Origin of the sequence: Brevibacterium samyangense (assembly GCF_039529845.1) — a bacterium.
GTDB lineage: Bacteria > Actinomycetota > Actinomycetes > Actinomycetales > Brevibacteriaceae > Brevibacterium > Brevibacterium samyangense.
In genome coordinates this window covers 21,873-38,107 of record NZ_BAAANO010000004.1, presented here as the reverse complement: position 1 = coordinate 38,107, position 16,235 = coordinate 21,873, and the positions used below count along the sequence as shown (strand labels likewise).

The 16,235-nt window shown below is 69.8% G+C and carries 13 protein-coding genes and 1 tRNA gene; 8 read left to right on the top strand and 6 right to left on the bottom strand.

Translation table 11 applies throughout. From position 1 onward, the window contains the following. Positions 1-108 precede the first annotated feature (108 nt). The 5 genes from ABD172_RS01485 to ABD172_RS01465 form a co-directional block, all read right to left on the bottom strand. A complete protein-coding gene (locus ABD172_RS01485; protein WP_344306303.1) occupies positions 109-1,437 on the bottom strand; it encodes a glycosyltransferase family protein in 1,329 nt (442 codons plus the stop codon). Then, on the bottom strand, positions 1,437-1,676 hold the full coding sequence (locus ABD172_RS01480) for a glycosyltransferase (RefSeq protein WP_344306302.1): 240 nt from the start codon (positions 1,674-1,676) through the stop codon (positions 1,437-1,439). The genes ABD172_RS01485 and ABD172_RS01480 overlap by 1 nt, the downstream gene beginning before the upstream one ends. Before the next feature lie 137 nt (positions 1,677-1,813). Next, positions 1,814-2,071: an STAS domain-containing protein gene (locus ABD172_RS01475; RefSeq protein ID WP_344306300.1), complete on the bottom strand. Its 258-nt coding sequence runs from the start codon at positions 2,069-2,071 to the stop codon at positions 1,814-1,816. After that, entirely contained in the window at positions 2,068-3,165 is a 1,098-nt protein-coding gene (locus ABD172_RS01470; RefSeq protein ID WP_344306298.1) for a PP2C family protein-serine/threonine phosphatase, read from the bottom strand. Before ABD172_RS01470 ends, ABD172_RS01475 begins: the two co-directional genes overlap by 4 nt. A gap of 8 nt (positions 3,166-3,173) precedes the next feature. Further along, positions 3,174-3,572, bottom strand: coding sequence for a hypothetical protein (locus tag ABD172_RS01465; RefSeq protein WP_344306296.1), 399 nt, complete (start codon positions 3,570-3,572; stop codon positions 3,174-3,176). A gap of 135 nt (positions 3,573-3,707) precedes the next feature. Here ABD172_RS01465 and ABD172_RS01460 point away from each other — a divergent pair, with 135 nt between their 5' ends. Beyond that, positions 3,708-5,315, top strand: a complete 1,608-nt coding sequence (locus ABD172_RS01460) for a DUF7059 domain-containing protein (protein WP_344306294.1) — start codon at positions 3,708-3,710, stop codon at positions 5,313-5,315. 146 nt (positions 5,316-5,461) lie between these two features. Beyond that, on the top strand, positions 5,462-8,299 hold the full coding sequence (topA, locus tag ABD172_RS01455) for a type I DNA topoisomerase (RefSeq protein WP_344306292.1): 2,838 nt from the start codon (positions 5,462-5,464) through the stop codon (positions 8,297-8,299). 18 nt (positions 8,300-8,317) lie between these two features. Here topA and ABD172_RS01450 read toward each other — a convergent pair whose 3' ends face one another. Continuing rightward, positions 8,318-9,073, bottom strand: a complete 756-nt coding sequence (locus tag ABD172_RS01450) for a lipoate--protein ligase family protein (protein ID WP_344306291.1) — start codon at positions 9,071-9,073, stop codon at positions 8,318-8,320. 85 nt (positions 9,074-9,158) lie between these two features. Here ABD172_RS01450 and tmk point away from each other — a divergent pair, with 85 nt between their 5' ends. From tmk to ABD172_RS01420, 6 genes are all read left to right on the top strand, one after another. Continuing rightward, positions 9,159-11,981: a dTMP kinase gene (gene tmk, locus ABD172_RS01445; RefSeq protein ID WP_344306290.1), complete on the top strand. Its 2,823-nt coding sequence runs from the start codon at positions 9,159-9,161 to the stop codon at positions 11,979-11,981. Beyond that, positions 11,978-13,135, top strand: coding sequence for a DNA polymerase III subunit delta' (locus tag ABD172_RS01440; protein WP_344306287.1), 1,158 nt, complete (start codon positions 11,978-11,980; stop codon positions 13,133-13,135). Before tmk ends, ABD172_RS01440 begins: the two co-directional genes overlap by 4 nt. Positions 13,136-13,217: 82 nt before the next feature. Then, positions 13,218-13,290, top strand: a tRNA-Thr gene (locus ABD172_RS01435). Between the two features lie 186 nt (positions 13,291-13,476). Then, positions 13,477-14,334 (top strand): universal stress protein, encoded by an 858-nt coding sequence (locus tag ABD172_RS01430; protein ID WP_344306285.1) that lies wholly within the window; start codon positions 13,477-13,479, stop codon positions 14,332-14,334. 27 nt (positions 14,335-14,361) lie between these two features. Continuing rightward, positions 14,362-15,006: an NUDIX hydrolase gene (locus ABD172_RS01425; RefSeq protein WP_344306283.1), complete on the top strand. Its 645-nt coding sequence runs from the start codon at positions 14,362-14,364 to the stop codon at positions 15,004-15,006. A 37-nt stretch (positions 15,007-15,043) separates the two neighbouring features. Then, a partial coding sequence (locus ABD172_RS01420; protein ID WP_344306281.1) for a ribonuclease catalytic domain-containing protein occupies positions 15,044-16,235 on the top strand: 1,192 nt, incomplete at its 3' end.

Below are 16,235 nucleotides of genomic sequence, written 5' to 3'. Positions count from 1 at the left end.
CGCGACAACAGTACGGGGAGGACGAGACAGGCAGAACAGGACGCGTGTGGCGGTTCGGCGACATCGGGAAGAGGCCCGATCGCCTTCCCGGTGCCGACGTCCCGGAGATCAGGCCGAGCTGCGTGCTCCGAAGACCCGCCGATAGTCCTCCGGCGTCGACAGCGGGCCGTTCTTCGTGTGGAGGGTGTCGAGGAGCCTGCGTCGGTCCTCGCCACTGCCCGTCGCTTCGGTGAACCGAGCGCTCATGTCTTCGACCGACCCGACCACGAGCGCTTGGTCCCGGGCCTTCGCGACGGCGTCGTCCGCGAGCACGACGAGGCCCAGGTAGTACGCGGCCTTGACGACATCGAGCACGTGCCCGCCGCGATTGATGTCGAGGTACGTCGCGGCGCGCGCGAGTTCGTCCCGGATCCCGGCATGCGTGATCCGGGGCGTGATCTCGAGGTTCGGGTAGTGCCGCGCCATCGCGTGGAGCTTGTCGCTCATGAGCGTGAGCGCCGCGACGGAGAACGTCACGTGCGGGAACGCCTCGAGCAACGGCTGCAGCATCGGCATGGTGTCCGAACTCGTGAGAGTGAACGCACGCGCAGGCTCCGCACCGGAGTGCTCGGCGAACTGCCCGATGTGCGAGAGGTACGCGAGTTCGAGCGCCGAGTTCGGGTGCCGTTCTGCGACCTTCCGCTGGATGTGCTCGCTCGGGAAGACGATGCGCTCGAGTGCCTTCGGCTCCTCGAGCTCGGTCGCCATGTTCCCCGGCACGTCCTTCGGCATCGGCTCCTGCCAGAACAGGGTCGTGCGTGCGGGCCCGCCTCGCCTGCGCATGACGAAGAGAGGATGCGACAAGGAGTTGATGAGGACCTGCCCGCCGCGGGACTGCACATCCAGGCCCCGCTGGTCGAGGAAGGACGACACGAATTCTGCGAGCGAGCCGTAGACCCGCATCGTCTCCGTCTCACGCACGGTCACGAGGCGGGACACATGATCGACCTCGACCTGCGCTCCGGAGGGACCGCGGTACACCGTCTGATGCGCGGCGCCACTCACGTAGTACGTCGTCGCAAAAAGGTTTCCGTACCGGTCCCAGTGATCGACGTGCGTGAGCGTGCCGTCGGCGAGCACCCATTCGACGCGCTCGACCTGCCGGAAGGCATCCGGCTCGTCATGGATCCGTGCGATCGTCGTACCGTCGAGGAGGACCTGCGCGAAGCGTTCTTTGCCCTGCCGGATCTCCGCCCACGGCGGCACCGGGATCTCGTCGAAGAACACCGGCCGCCCGTCGAGCGACAGCCCGGTGGTCGCGACGAACGGGTTGAGCCCACCCGCGGGGAGCTCCCCGTCGTACCGGATGACGACGGGCGTCACCGGAAGATCCGCGGTGGCGAGCGACTGCAGGAGCTCCCGCGCCACATCGTCGTAGGTGTCGAGAAGGACCAGCATCAGCGTTCCTCCCGCAGTGCCTCGTCGGTCGACCGTACTGTCCCGTCCCGGAACAGGTCCTCCCACCGCCGGCGCACGGCATCGGCCGAGTACTCCTCCGCCCGGCGGAGGTTGTGCGCCCGCATGTCGTCGAGGCGCGGATCCGTGAGCGTGGCGACGAGCGCCTCGGCGATGGCGGCGACGTCCTCGTCCCCGCGAGTCAGCGGCACGAGGCGCCCGCCCAGGCCCGACTCGATCATCTCCCGGTTGCCGTAGTCGACGTCGAATCCGACGATCGGCAGGCCCCGGGGCCATCGCCTCGAGGAGGGAGAGTCCGAAGCCCTCGGACCAGGACGCCGAGGCGTACACCGCGTAGCCACCGAGCACCCCGGTGAGATCACGGTGCCCCATGAGGCGCACGCAGTCCTGCGTCCCCGTCTCCCTGCTGGCGTGCGGCCTTGAGTCCGCCGATGAGCGCTCCGAGGCGGGAGGAATCGATGAAGTCGACGGCAGCGAGATCGACGACGAGGCGGGTCTTCCCCTCCGACACGAGTTCGTCGACACGGGTCTTGAACGGCGGCGCGGCCACCATGTTGAACTTGCCCAGGGGCGAGAGAACGATGTGCAAGCCCTGATCGGCTTCCTCGAGATTCATCGGTCGGGTTTCCCTTCTGCGGTGCTGGGGTCGGCGAGTTTCGCCTCGACCTTCTCGAAGGAGTCGCCGAGGACGTCGAAAACGCCGTCGGAGACGACGACGAGGAGCTCGTCCTCACGGAGAACGTCCGTGGCTTTCGTCCAGGTGTCCTCGATCGGTGCTCCGAGGGGCAGGAAGTTCTGCACGAGGCGCCGGAATCCGCGCTCCTGCGAGGCGATGATCGTGAGTCCGTGGCCGGCATCGATGTAGTCGAGCCGGCCCGACGGTGGATCGAGACGACCGACCCACAGGGTCGAGAACCGGTCGTTCGCCTCGAGGTCGTGCCGGGTGGTCGTCGACGTGCGGGCAACCGCATCGCCGACGTCGGTGTACCGCGCGTGGCCGCGCAGGACGGCGCGGACCTCGGACGCGATGAGCGAGGCGGCGAGCCCCGTGCCCATGACGTCCCCGAGGGAGAACTGGAGCTGCGGTCCGGCACCGAAGGGGTCCTGGACGACGAACCAGTCGAAGTAGTCACCGCCGGCCTCGCGTGCCGGCTGCACGCGGCCGGCGATCTCGACACCGGCGATCTCCGGCGCCGTGGTCGGGAGCATGAGCTGCTGCACCTGACCTGCGAGATCCATTTCCTCCTGGACCGCGAGCTCACGTTCGAGGAGCGCTCCGAGGTCCGCGAGCATCTCCCGCTGCTGCCGGCCGAGTGTGCGCGGCACGAGGTCGAGGATGCACAGGGCACCGATGTTCTGTCCGGTCTGACCGCGGACGGGAACCCCCGCGTAGAAGCGCATCCGCGGAGGCTCGAGGACGACCTTCATATGTGCGAAGCGCTCGTCCTCCCTCAGGTCACGCACCTCGAGGAGGTCGTCCTGGCGCACGGTGTACACGCAGATGGACTCCTCGACCGGAGTCTCCGAGATCGGTGGCAGCCCTGCGGACGAGACGGTGTACTGCGCATCCCTACCGATGAGGTTGAGCGCGGCGAACGGGGCGCCGAAGATGGCCTGGGCGAGCCGGACGATGCGGTCGAACCGTTCCGTCGTCCCCTTCTTCGCGAGGGTCGCCGCCTCGGTGCGGGCGGTGCTGTACGGCAGAGGCATGGGCCACCTCAGCCTGCGAGTCGATCGAGGATCGGCTCGATCTGCAGAACCGAACCGCGGGTGGCGGCCCACCCGATGCCGAGTGCGGTGTCGTGCGTGGTGATGAGCACGACGACGGCCTCCGGGTGGTTGGGGAGGATCATCATGAAGTGAATGGTGTGCCGGGTGGTCATCTGCACCTCTTCGATGAGGCGCTCGGTCGGGCGACCACGCTTGGCGGAGATGAGGTCCTCCACGTGACGCACCGTCTCCCCACGGAACATCGAGACGGCGCCGGCCGCCACGGCCTCGAGGTAGTCCTGGGTGAAGTAGGAGACGCGGTGGGCGACTCCGAGGAGGTCCCCGGTCCGGAGGTCCGCGACGGCACAACCCAGGGCACCGTCGACCTCGTCGATCACGGATGCCATCACGTCACGGGGCCCACGATAGCACCGCGGAACGCCATCCTGAGAGGTCAGTCACGTCCCGCTGAACAGGCATTACGTGTCCTCTGCCCGCCTCCGATGAGAGGCGCACCCAGGCCGACTCACTAGGCTTGATCCGTGCCTTCTCCTGACTCCGCGCCCTCCGGGCGGACCACGCCGCTCGCCCCCGTCCCCACTCCCTCCGCGGAAACCCTCGTCGCGTTCCGTGAGGTGCTCGTCCGTGCGCCCTTCACCGCCGCCGGCCTGCGGGGGCTCTGGGGCGTCGACATCGACGCGTCCCTCGACCGGAACAACCCGGCCCCGGCCCGCTGGTGGTTGCGGCGGCACCTCTCCCCGGAGGACCCCTCCGGCCGAGGCGCCCCGGACTCCCGCGCGGCCCTCGCCGCACTCTTCGTCCTCCGCATGCCCGTCGTCCGGGAGCACGTCGACGGGGCCCTCGGGGGCGACCTCGCCGAGGCGCTCCTCACCTCGGGCCTGCTCGTCACCGACGCCGATGGGCGCGTGTCCGCGACCCTCGCGCTCGCCCCCTACACCGTCCCCACCGGAGTGCCCCGGGGCACGGCGCCCGGCGACGACACCCTGTACCTCTTCTCCGACTTCGGAACCCTCGTCGACCCGGAGCCCGTGCCCGGTGAGTTCGTCCTCGGGCTCGGGGGTGCGGGGCGGACACTCGCGGAGATCACTCCTCGCTCGCCCGTGACCACGGCCCTCGACCTCGGGACCGGCTGCGGGATCCAGGCGTTGCTCCTCGCGCGTCACGCCGACCGCGTCGTCGCGACGGACATCTCGCCCCGGGCCCTCGGGATCGCCGCGCTCAACGCAGGGCTGGCCGGAGTCACGACGATCGAGTTCCGGCAGGGATCCCTGTTCGAACCGGTGCCCGAACGGTTCGATCTCGTCGTCGCCAATCCACCGTTCGTCATCACCCCGCAGGGGCGCACGACCACCCTGGAGTACCGCGACGGCGGAGCGACCGGTGACGGCATCATGCGCGCACTCCTGACGGGGACACCGGACCACCTCGAGCCCGACGGCCAGGCGGCCTTCCTCGGCAACTGGGAGTACGGTCCCGGCCGCGACCTACCCACCGAATGGGTATCGGAGCCCGCCGGTGACACCTCCGTGATGGTGATCGAGCGGGAACGGATGGACCCGGTGACGTACGCCGAGACGTGGATCCGCGACGGGGGAGTGCCCCGGGCGGGGGAGCGGTGGACCGCGGACACCGAGGCCTGGCTCGAGGACTTCGCTGCGCGCGAGGTCGAGGCGATCGGATTCGGGTGGGTACGGATGCACCGGACGGACACCCCGGTCCGGCACTTCGAGGAACTCACCGGTCCGCTGGGAGCGAACAACCTCGGGACTGCCGCTCACCTCGAGACCCGCCTGGGGATGCTCGAATGGCTCGCGCACGCCCCGGACGAGGAACTGCTGCGCACCGCATTCGTGAGGGCCGCCGACGTCACCGAGCACCGACACTTCCTGCCCGGCGACGAATCGCCCACGATGCTCACGATCGACCAGGGCACCGGATTCGGTCGGACCTTCGAGGCCGACCCGGCACTCGCAGGTCTCGTCGGGGTGGCGGACGGCAGCCTCGACCTCGGGGCCGTTGCGGGTGCGCTTGCTCACCTCCTCGAGGTCGATGAGGCGGCACTCACCGCACAGCTGCTCGAGCAGGTCCGCGCCCTCGTCCCCGCAGGGGTGCTGTTCCCGGCGGAATGAGTGGGAACCGGCGCCGGATCGACCCGTGATTCCGGCGGGCGGACCCCGGCACACCGGCACCGGGAGCACCGCCGGGAACCCGGATTTCCATGTCCGCCCCGTCGTGTACTCTCGAAATTCCCGAGAGCACCCCTGAAAGGAACCACGTGGCCTCCACCGCAACGCAGCCCAGGCGACTCGTGATCGTCGAGTCCCCGACCAAGGCCCGGACCATCACCGGGTATCTGGGCGAGGGCTACGACGTGGAGGCATCGGTCGGCCACATCCGCGACCTGCCCGTGCCCTCGGAGCTGCCCGCGGACATGAAGAAGGGACCGTACGGTCGCTTCGCGGTCGACGTCGACAACGGCTTCGAACCGTACTACCGCGTGGATCCGGGCAAGAAGAAGAAGGTCGCGGAACTCAAGAAGCTCCTCAAGGACGCCGACGAGCTCTACCTCGCAACCGATGAGGACCGCGAGGGGGAGGCCATCGCCTGGCACCTCCTCGAGGTGCTCAAGCCCAAGGTGCCGGTCAAGCGGATGGTCTTCCACGAGATCACCCCCGAGGCCATCCAGCGCGCCCTCGAGAACACCCGTGATCTCGACGACTCCCTCGTCGACGCCCAGGAGACCCGCCGCATCCTCGACCGTCTCTACGGCTACGAGACCTCACCCGTCCTCTGGCGCAAGATCAAGCCGGGCCTGTCCGCCGGGCGCGTGCAGTCCGTCGCGACCCGCCTCGTCGTCGAGCGCGAACGCGAGCGCATGGCCTTCGTTCCCGCCGAATACTGGGACCTCGACCTCACTCTCGAGGTCCCCGGCACCGCCGGTTCCGCTTTCGGTGCGAAGCTCGCCCTCGTCGACGGCACCCGGGTCGCCGGGGGGCGTGACTTCGACGACCGCGGACAGCTCAAGCCGAAGTCGGACGTCGTCGTTCTCGACGAGGCGAGGGCGAAGGAACTCGCGGAGGTGCTCAACACCTCGGCCAAGGAGTCGCTCAGCGTCTCCGCTCTGGAGACCAAGCCGTACACCCGGCGTCCCGCAGCGCCCTTCACCACCTCGACCCTGCAGCAGGAGGCCGGTCGGAAACTGCGGATGTCCGCCCGGCAGACCATGCGGACCGCCCAGTCGTTGTACGAGAACGGCTTCATCACGTACATGCGTACGGACTCCGCAGCCCTCTCCGGCCAGGCGATCGCCGCTGCGCGTCGCCAGGTGACGGAGCTGTACGGCCCGGACTACGTGCCGAACTCGCCGCGCACCTACGCCTCGAAGCAGAAGGCCGCCCAGGAGGCCCACGAGGCCATCCGCCCCGCGGGTGACTCCTTCCGCACCCCCGCCCAGGTGTCGAATCGACTGAGCGGGGACGAATTCCGCCTGTACGAGCTCATCTGGCAGCGCACTGTCGCGTCCCAGATGTCCGACGCCAAGGGTTCGACCGCCACCATGCGGATCACGGCGGACCTCGGCGACGGGCACTCGGCCGGATTCACCGCCTCGGGCACGGTCATCACCTTCAAGGGCTTCCTCGCCGTGTACGAGGAGGGCAAGGACCGCGACCGGTACGACAGCGGCGACGGCAGCACCCGCCTGCCGAACGTGTCCGAGGGCCAGGCCCTCGCGGTCGAGCACGCGGAGGCCGACGGTCATACGACCGCGCCGCCGCCGCGCTTCACGGAGGCCTCGCTCGTCAAGCGGATGGAGGAGCTCGGCATCGGTCGTCCCTCGACCTACGCCGCGATCATCTCCACGATCCAGGACCGTGGGTACGTCACCACCCGCGGCAACGCGCTCGTGCCCTCCTGGGTCGCCTTCTCCGTCGTGCGCCTGCTCGAGGAGCACTTCGGTTCGCTCGTGGACTACCGGTTCACCGCGGACATGGAGAACGACCTCGACCGGATCGCCGGGGGCGCCGAGGAGGGCAAGCACTGGCTGAGTGCCTTCTACTTCGGTGAGGGCGATCAGGGCCGGGTCGGGCTCAAGCCGACGGTGGACGACCTCGGCGAGATCGACGCCCGTGAGATCAACACCGTCCGGATCGACGACGGCATCGACCTGCGGGTCGGCAAGTTCGGCCCCTACCTCGAGGTCGCCGTCGAGGGCGAGGAGACCCCCAAGCGGGTGAACGTGCCGGCCGACCTCGCACCGGACGAGCTCACGAAGGAGAAGGCGAAGGAGCTCATCGAACTCCAGGGCGACGGTGACCGCGAACTCGGCGTCGACCCGGAGACCGGCCACACCATCGTCGCGAAGAACGGGCGTTTCGGCCCCTACGTCACCGAGGTCATCCCCGAACCCGAGGCCCCGGCGGAGGAACCCGCGAGGAAGACCCGCAAGAAGGCGACCGGGCCCAAGCCCCGTACCGCCTCCCTCTTCAAGTCCATGGACCTGCAGACGATCGGCCTCGAGGAAGCCCTCAAGCTCCTCAGCCTGCCGCGCGTCGTCGGCGAGGATGCCGAGGGCACCCCGATCACGGCGCAGAACGGCCGTTACGGTCCGTACCTGAAGAAGGGCACGGACTCCCGATCGCTGCAGACCGAGGAACAGCTCTTCGAGATCACCCTCGAGGAGGCCCTCGAGATCTACTCGAAGCCGAAGACCCGTGGTGGGCGGACGGCGGCGCCGCCGCTCAAGGAACTCGGCAACGATCCGACGAACGACAAGCCCGTCGTCGTCAAGGACGGTCGCTTCGGTCCCTACGTCACCGACGGTGAGACGAACGCGACCCTCCGCAAGGACGATTCGGTCGAGGGCATCACCCCCGAGCGGGCCTTCGAACTCCTCGCCGAGAAGCGTGCAAAGGGTCCTGCGAAGCGGAAGGCCCCCGCGCGGAAGACCACGGCGAAGAAGACGACCGCCAAGGAGTCGACGGCGTCGAAGAGAACTGCCGCGAAGAGCACGGCGAAGAAGACGACCGCGACGAAGTCGACGACCTCGCGGACCACCGCGGCGAAGAAGCCGACGGCGAAGTCGACCGCCACGAAGGCGAAGGACGCCGAGTAGGCCCGGACGAACGCCCGTTCACACGCGGTGACGGCCGTCGAACCCTCCCAGTGCGGAGAATTCGGCGGCCGTCACCTGTGCCGGGTGGAGTTCGTGCTCGGTCCCGAAATGCGCGAGGAACGATTCCTCGACCCGCTCGACGGTGATGCCCGGGTGGATCTCGTCGATGCTGCCGGCCGTCTCCGGGTTCCACTCCACCCCGAGTGCCGCCTGGATGTCCGTGAGCGCTGCCCGGATCCGGGCACCGTCCTCGACGACGACCGAGCTCGAGAACAGCCAGCCGCGGTTCGTCACGCGTTGCGCGGTCCCGACCGCCTTGATCCGGCCGGCGACGTTGATGCTGTACTCGCCGGGGCAGTACTCACCGGGGATCTCACCGAGACGTGCATCGGCACCTGTCTGCCGGAGCACCTCGGTGTAGGCGAGCCCGAACTCCCGGAACCGGGACTGCGTCCCGCCGAGGACGTCGTTCGCCGGTTCGATGTGGTCGATGACGAGGCTGCCCGGGTGGTAGAGCGCGATGCGCCCGCCGAGTGATCGCAGGACCGGGGTGAATCCGTGTGTGCGGGCCGCCTCGACCGCTTCCGGGAACCCCGGGAGGAATCGGTCGCGCGCGCCGAACGCCGCGGTCGGCGCCGGGCGGTAGACCCGCAGTGCGCCGGGGCGGGAACGATCCTTGACGGAGTCGAGGAGGACCCGTGCGAGGGAGAGCACCTCGACGGGGTCGAGGTGCTCAGGGGTGGGAACGAGGTCGAGAGGTGCAGGAGTGGACACGCGCTCACTGTAGTCACTCCCACATCGCGCGTTCCCCTGTTCTCCCAGGGTTCTGTCCGTGCGTCCCGATAAGGTGAGTCGCGTGATGAGTACAGCCACCCATGCACCCCGCGCCGTCCGGCCGCCGATGTTCGGGCCCCTCGCTGTGGAAGCCGCAGCCTGGTCGGTGCTCTTCGCCGCCGCGGCCTCGGCGTTCGCGTTCGCCGGTTACGCGGGGCCGCTCACGGTCGTCGCTCCGGGTGATCTCCTGGCCATCGGTGCCGCCGTCGATGCCGGCGAGTTCTCCCTCCGGACGGCCTCCGTGTCGCTCCTCGTCGTCCTCGTGTTCGCGGCCCTCGGCATGTTCCTGCCGAACCGGATGCTCGGTGACAGGCGCCCCGAGTTCCGCCAGAAGCTCCTCGCCGGGGGCGCGGCGGCCGCCGGGGCCGGTGCGATCGTGCTGTTCTTCGTGCCGGTCGCCTGGCTCGCCTGGTTGGTCTCCGCGTTCATCGGTGTCGTCGCGACGCTCGTCCTGTTGTTGTTCCCGGGGATGTTCCGCAAGCCCTGGCGCTCGGCCGGAGCCTCCGCAGCGGTGATGCTGTTCGTCACCTATGTCTTCCAGATCGCGATGGGGGTACCCGGCGGCGCGGTCGCCGTCCACTGGTTGTCCCTCGTGAGTGGGATCGTCATGGTGCTCGCCGCGGTGCTCGTGTTCCTGCGCCCGAGCGGACCCGTCGTCCCGGACCCGACGACCTCGTCGTTCCCCAAGGCCCGGCAGGTGCGGTTGTCGCGTGAACCGGCGCTCATCGAGCGGCCCTGGGCGTGCTACGCGCTCTTCGGCGTGCTCGGCACCGTCCTCGCCCTCGCACAGCCGACTGTCGCGGACCACGATTTCGGGCAGGCCGGTTTCGCGGTGCTGCTGTGCGCCGCACTTCTCGGATGGGCGGTCGGTTACGAGATCGGTCCGACCTTCGCGCCCGGGATGTCCCGACCGCGGCTCACCGCATTCGCGCTGCTCGGCGCGGGTGTCCTCACGATCGCGCTGGGAATCATCGACGAACTCTCGGGCAAGGCCGTTCTCACGGGTGCGGTCGCCGCGCTCGCCGGGCTCGGAGTGCGGGCGCAGCCGTATGTCTTCTCACGCCGGGTCGGGATCGTCGGCGGTGCCGCCCTCGCGCTGCTCCTCACCCTCATCGACCGTGCCGTCGTCGTGCCGCTGAGTGAGTACACCTCGTGGGTGCTCACGGCCACGGGCATCGCCTATTGCACGCTCGGGGCACTCGCGGTGATCGCCGGGGTCCTCGCACATCTGTGGTTCGTGCCCCAGGGGCTGCAGGGCATCACCGTCGACATCGTCCACGCCTTCCGACAGCCGGGCACGCCCTCCCATTCCGCGGGCCCCGCCGGTTCCGCAGACCCGGATCCCACCGCACCCGAGGCGCCCGCCGGCACCCCTGCACCCGCACCCGGGCAGGGCGTGGACCCGGCGGAGGCGCCCGCGGGTGCGCTCGCCCGGGCCGCCGCTGCGCGCGTCGCGCCGACCGGATTCTTCATCGCGTTCGAGGGTGGCGACGGTGCGGGCAAGACGACGCAGATCCGGAAGATCGCCGAACACCTCGAGAGCCTCGGGATCGCCGCACCGATCGTCACCCGTGAACCCGGGGGCACGGAAGCCGGCGTCCGGATCCGCGAGGTCGTCCTCGGCGGCGAAGGGGTCGGGCCCCGGAGCGAGGCCCTGTTGTTCGCCGCGGACCGAGCACACCACGTCTCCGCCCTCATCGAGCCGGCGCTCGAACAGGGGCGTGTCGTCCTCACGGACCGCTACATCGATTCCTCGCTCGCCTACCAGGCCGCGGGCCGTGAACTGTCCGCGGAGGAGGTCGCGAACCTCTCCCGGTGGGCGACCACCGGCCTGGTGCCGCACCTCACGGTGGTGCTCGACGTCGCTCCGGAGACCGGGGCCGCGCGCACTGCCTCCCGCGGGGAGGAGAACCACCTCGACGCCGAGGGACTCGAATTCCGGCAACGCGTGCGTGCCGCGTACCTCGACCTGGCCGCCCGCGAGCCCTCCCGCTACGTCGTCGTCGACGCGAACCGGGACGCCGACGCCGTTGCCGTGGACATCCGTGCCGTGGTCGAGGCGGAACTCGCGCGCGTGCACGTCGCGGCGGCCGGGGACACCGCCGTCGGGAACACCGCTGCCGGTGGAGCCGCGGGGATCGTCGAGGACCGAGGTCGGGAGGGGAACGACGAGCCGGGCAGGAACGACGTACCGTCTGCACCCTCCGAGGAAGCTGCCACCACCGTGCTTCCGACATCCCTCGATTCCGCTCCCGCGGACTCCGGCCCCACTGACGAGAGCGCGTCCACGGGCGAAAGGGCATCCGGGGACGGACCCACTCCTGCGGACGAAGCCGCGACCACGGTGCTGCCGGCGCAGCGCGGTTCACAGTCGGAACAGTCGGCCGACGACGAGGCCGAGACCACCGTGCTGCCCCCGGTCCGCGGTGGCGCGGGTGGCAGCGGGACGAGTGAGCCCGGCATCCGAACGCCCGGCTCGCGCACACCGGAGCCCGAGAGCGCGCGTGCGGTTCCCGAGGACGCAGAGACCACGGTGCTGCCGCCGGCGCGTCCGGGCCGGAGCGCTCACGGAACGGAGGGTGGTGCCGAGCAGGGCGCCTTCCCTGGTGACGATGCCGGGCACGGAGAACCGAGCGGTGCCCCCGTGGAGGAAGGTACGACCGGTCCGGAACGGCAGGGCGCCTCGGCGGCGTACAGCCCGCGCGAGAGGTCCCGGGAGCGCCTGCAGGCGCAGGCCGCGATCGAACGGGAGGCCCGTGAGCGCCTCCGGCAGTCGCGGCTGCGGCCGTCCGGCCGTGAGGGTCGTCGCGACGACGGGCAGGGCACCGGAGACGGTGGTCGCCGGTGAGCGTGTGGGACGACCTCGTCGGCCAGCAGGCCGCGATCGAGCAGTTCCGGAAGGCAGCGGCCGCCTCGGAGACCGGAGGAGCGGCGATGACGCACGCGTGGCTCATCACCGGACCTCCCGGTTCCGGACGGTCGAACGCGGCACGGGCGTTCGCGGCAGCACTCATTGCGCCCGATCACGGTGAGCACGATTCCGTGGAGGCCCGGCGTGCGCTCGCGGGGGCGCACGAGTCGATGACGGTGATGTCGACGCAGAAATCGCTCATCACGATCGACGAGGTGCGGGACCTCGTGTCGCAGGCCCAGAACGCGCCGGTGAACGCGCCGTACCGCGTGATGATCATCGAGGACGCCGATCGGATGGCCGAACGCACCTCGAACGTGCTGCTCAAGGCGATCGAGGAGCCGCCTCCGGCGACGGTGTGGATCCTCTGCGCACCGAGCCCGCAGGACGTGCTCATGACGATCCGGTCCCGGTGCCGCAATGTGAATATGCGCATCCCCCCGACGGACGACATCGCAGCGCTGCTCGTGCGGCGTGACGGGGTGAGCGAGGACCGCGCCCGGTGGGCTGCCGCAGCCGCGCAGAACCACATCGGTCGGGCGAAGTACCTCGCGACGAACGACGCGGCCCCGGAGGCCCGGCGACGCACGCTCGACATCCCGCACCACCTGGGCTCGCTCGGGTCGACGGTGCGGATGGCGGCCAGGATCGTCGACGAGGCCACCGAGCGTTCGGAGGTGCGGACGAAGGAACGCGACGCCCGGGAACGCGAGCAGCTCCTCGAAGTACTCGGAGTCGAACCGGGCAAGAACCCACCACCGGCAGTGCGCGCCCAGATCAGACGCCTCGAGGAGGAACAGAAGCGCAAGAGCGTGCGTGCGCGCAACGACGAGATCGACGCCATTCTGCTCGAGCTGCTGTCCCTGTACCGTGACGTGCTCATGCACCAGGTGGGGATCCACGAGGGGTTCATCAACCTCGGCGAGGAGGAACGGATCCGGGACCTCGCGGATGCCTCCGACCCGACGAGCACGTTGCGACGCATCGAAATCATCGGCGAGGCACGGGAACGGCTGCAGACGAACATGCCCCCGCTGCTCGTCGTCGAAGCGGCGTTCGTGGGCCTCTCGAACCCGTGGATCACGGCCTGACCGCAGCCGCGATGAGATCTGCCTCACGGGTGTGCTTCCCGGTTTGACCACCGGAAACGACCCGTGGCATCCTTTTCTGGTTGCCGCCTTAGCTCAGACGGCAGAGCGATTCACTCGTAATGAATAGGTCGAGGGTTCGATTCCCTCAGGCGGCTCGGCAACAAGCCCCTCACCAGCGCAAACGCAGGTGAGGGGCTTCTGCTTTGTCCGGCGGGAGACGCTCGGATGGCGAGCGAGGGTACCCGCGGTGCTCCTCGGACCTGATCCGTCCCGGTTCCCGTCACCGGCCGCCGTGGCGGATAGGATCGACGAGGACTGTCGGAGTACCGAAGGTGGACGCAATGGCGATCAAGGGTGACATCGTTGTGGGGATCGACGGGTCTCCGGCCGCGCGTGACGCCGCGGCCTGGGCCCTCAAGGACGCCCGGCACTACGGGCTGCCGCTCACCTATGTGACCGTCGTTCCCGAGAGTGCCTCCCCGGACGAGAAGGACACGGCACGGCAATATCTCGACGTGCTCGCCTCGGACCTGCGCGCGTTCGGCCCGGACGTCGACTTCACCACGCTCGTCGAGGTCGGTGACGGTGCGGAGATCCTCGCCCGCATGTCGCAGAAGGCCCGCATGATCGTCATCGGCAAGCATGTCCCGCATCCGGTGCAGGCCGGGCGGATCGGCACCATCAGTGACGGCCTGCCCGGCCATGCGCTGTCGACCGTGCTCGTCCACAAACCTCGCTTCGATTCCTGGTCCGACCCCGAGAACCACCCGAGTCCCCACACGCGGGTCGTCGTGGGTCTGGACTCCTCCGAGTACGCGGGAGTCGCCGCGATCGACGCCGCCACCGTCGCCCGCTCCCTCGGCGTCCCGCTCCTCGTGGTCGTCGGCACCACCTCCCTCGGCGACGTCGAGAAGGTCCGCGAGCAGATCGACCTCGACATGGCATGGCTCCGCGCCGAGTTCCCCGGCCTGTCGGTCTCCGCCGAGTTCCTCGAGGGCGAACCGGCGGATCTCCTCGTCGACCGTTCTGCCGATGCCGACCTCCTCGTCATCGGCAAGCGCGGCCTCGGACGGTTCGCGAGCCTGCGGACGCAGTTGGGTCGCACGTCCGCGCAGGTGCTCCCGAATTCGCAGTGTTCGGTTCTCCTCGTGCCGTTCCGCGACGACCCCCTGCTGGCACGCCGCCGCACTGTCGGTTGAGACACGTATCTGGTTGAGTAGATCCTCGTGCCGCACTCCGACCTCACCGACTACCCCCGCCCGTCACTCGCCGTCGACACCGCGACGTTCACGGTCCTCGACGGGATCCTGTTCCTCGCGCTCGTGACCGATGAGGAGTCCGGTCGCCTCGCGCTTCCGGGCACCTTCGTCCACGAGCGCGAACGTCTCACGCACGCGGTGCTCCGCTCCCAGCGCGAGAAGGCCGGCATCACGGGCCGTGAGCCCCGCCAGTTGCGGGTGTTCGACGACCCCGACCGTGATGACCGCGGTTGGGTCGTCGCCGTGGCGCACCTCGACGTCGTCGCCCCCGAGGTCGTCGAGGAGGGACTCGATGCCGGCGTCCTCACGCTCGTGCCGGTCACCGAGGTCGCTCCGCACGGTCCGATCGCGCTGCCCTACGACCACCCGCGGGTCGTCGCCGAGGCGCTCTCGCGAATCCGCGCGGAGTACGCCGAGGCGCCCGACCCCTGGCACGTTCTCGCCTCACCCTTCACCCTCGGGGACCTCCGGGCCCTCCACGAGGCCGTCGCCGGCGAGGAACTCCAACGGGATTCCTTCCGGCGGCACATGGAACCCCGACTCGAACCGACCGGCCGGATGTCCGACGGTCGCAGGGGTCGTCCCACCCGTCTGTTCGCTCACCGCACCTGACCCCCGAGACCCCACCGCACTCGAAACGGAGAGCCGTATGACGCCGTACCCCCAGGGGCGGATCCCGCAGATCCGCTCGGACCGCGCCGCCGCTGCGTTCGAGGCCGCGTACGAGCGCCTCGCCGCAACGCTCCCCGACGACCACTCCGAGTCATCCCTCGCCGAGGCGGAGAACGCGGCCGCTTCTCTCACCGACCCCTTCGCCCCGGGGTTCGACGGGATCACCGAGGACCGCCTCGACCTCCGGCAGGTCCCCTTCGTCACGATCGACCCGCCGGGCGCCACCGACCTCGACCAGGCCGTGTGGATCGGGGAACCGGACGCGCTTCGCCTGCCGGGAGTCGGGGATGCGGCCGGCGGTGATGACGCGGGGGACCGGGCTCCGACGGAAACAGACCCCGACACGGCGCGGTGGCGGGTCCTCTACGCGATCGCCGACGTCGGCCGGTTCGTCCGGCCCGGCGGCGCTCTCGACGCCGAGACCCGCGAACGCGGCCTCACCGTGTACCTGCCCCATCGCAAGGTGCCGCTCCACCCGCCGGTGCTCTCCGAGGACGCAGCTTCGCTGTTGCCGGGGCGCGAGCGCGCGGCCTACGTGTTCGATGTACTCCTCGACTCCGACGGCGTGATCGTCCGCGCACGGGTCCTCCGCGCGGTCGTCACCTCCACGGCGCAGCTCGACTACGCACAGGTGCAGGAGGCAGCCGACTCCGGAGCACCCCTCCACGCCTCGATCGCGGCCCTCCCCGAGGTGGGACGTGCACTCCTCACGCAGCAGGAAGCCCGCGGGGGTATCGACCTCGCGGTGCCGGACCAGGAGGTCGAGGAGACGCCCGACGGGTACCGCCTCGTCCTCCGACCGCGCCGGTCGGTCGAGGACGCGAACGCCCAGATCTCGCTCCTCGCCGGTCGGGTGGCCGCCGCCTTCATGCTCGACGCGGGTCACGGAATCCTCCGGACGATGCCGGCACCGGACCCCCGGACACAGGACGAGTTCCGGAAGGTCGTGGCCTCTCTCGGCTTCCCGGCGACGGGTTCGTACCAGCAGATCCTCGCCGCGATCGATCACACGGGCGAGGACCCGCGAGCGCTCGCCGTCCACTACGCCTCGCCCATGCTGTTCCGCGGTGCGGCGTACACGGTGATCGCGGAGCCGGAGCCGGAGCCGGAGCCGGGTACCGGCGCCGAGGCGCGGGCCGGGTTCGCCGGCGGCCCGCAGGTCCTTCGGT

What these genes read in the sequence shown, in the direction of transcription:
- ABD172_RS01465 (WP_344306296.1), bottom strand. Translation starts at nt 3,572, where the DNA reads ATGGCATCCGTGATCGACGAGGTCGACGGTGCCCTGGGTTGTGCCGTC.
- ABD172_RS01475 (WP_344306300.1), bottom strand. Translation starts at nt 2,071, where the DNA reads ATGAATCTCGAGGAAGCCGATCAGGGCTTGCACATCGTTCTCTCGCCC.
- ABD172_RS01485 (WP_344306303.1), bottom strand. Translation starts at nt 1,437, where the DNA reads ATGCTGGTCCTTCTCGACACCTACGACGATGTGGCGCGGGAGCTCCTG.
- ABD172_RS01470 (WP_344306298.1), bottom strand. Translation starts at nt 3,165, where the DNA reads ATGCCTCTGCCGTACAGCACCGCCCGCACCGAGGCGGCGACCCTCGCG.
- tmk (WP_344306290.1), top strand. Translation starts at nt 9,159, where the DNA reads ATGAGTACAGCCACCCATGCACCCCGCGCCGTCCGGCCGCCGATGTTC.
- ABD172_RS01480 (WP_344306302.1), bottom strand. Translation starts at nt 1,676, where the DNA reads ATGATCGAGTCGGGCCTGGGCGGGCGCCTCGTGCCGCTGACTCGCGGG.
- ABD172_RS01430 (WP_344306285.1), top strand. Translation starts at nt 13,477, where the DNA reads ATGGCGATCAAGGGTGACATCGTTGTGGGGATCGACGGGTCTCCGGCC.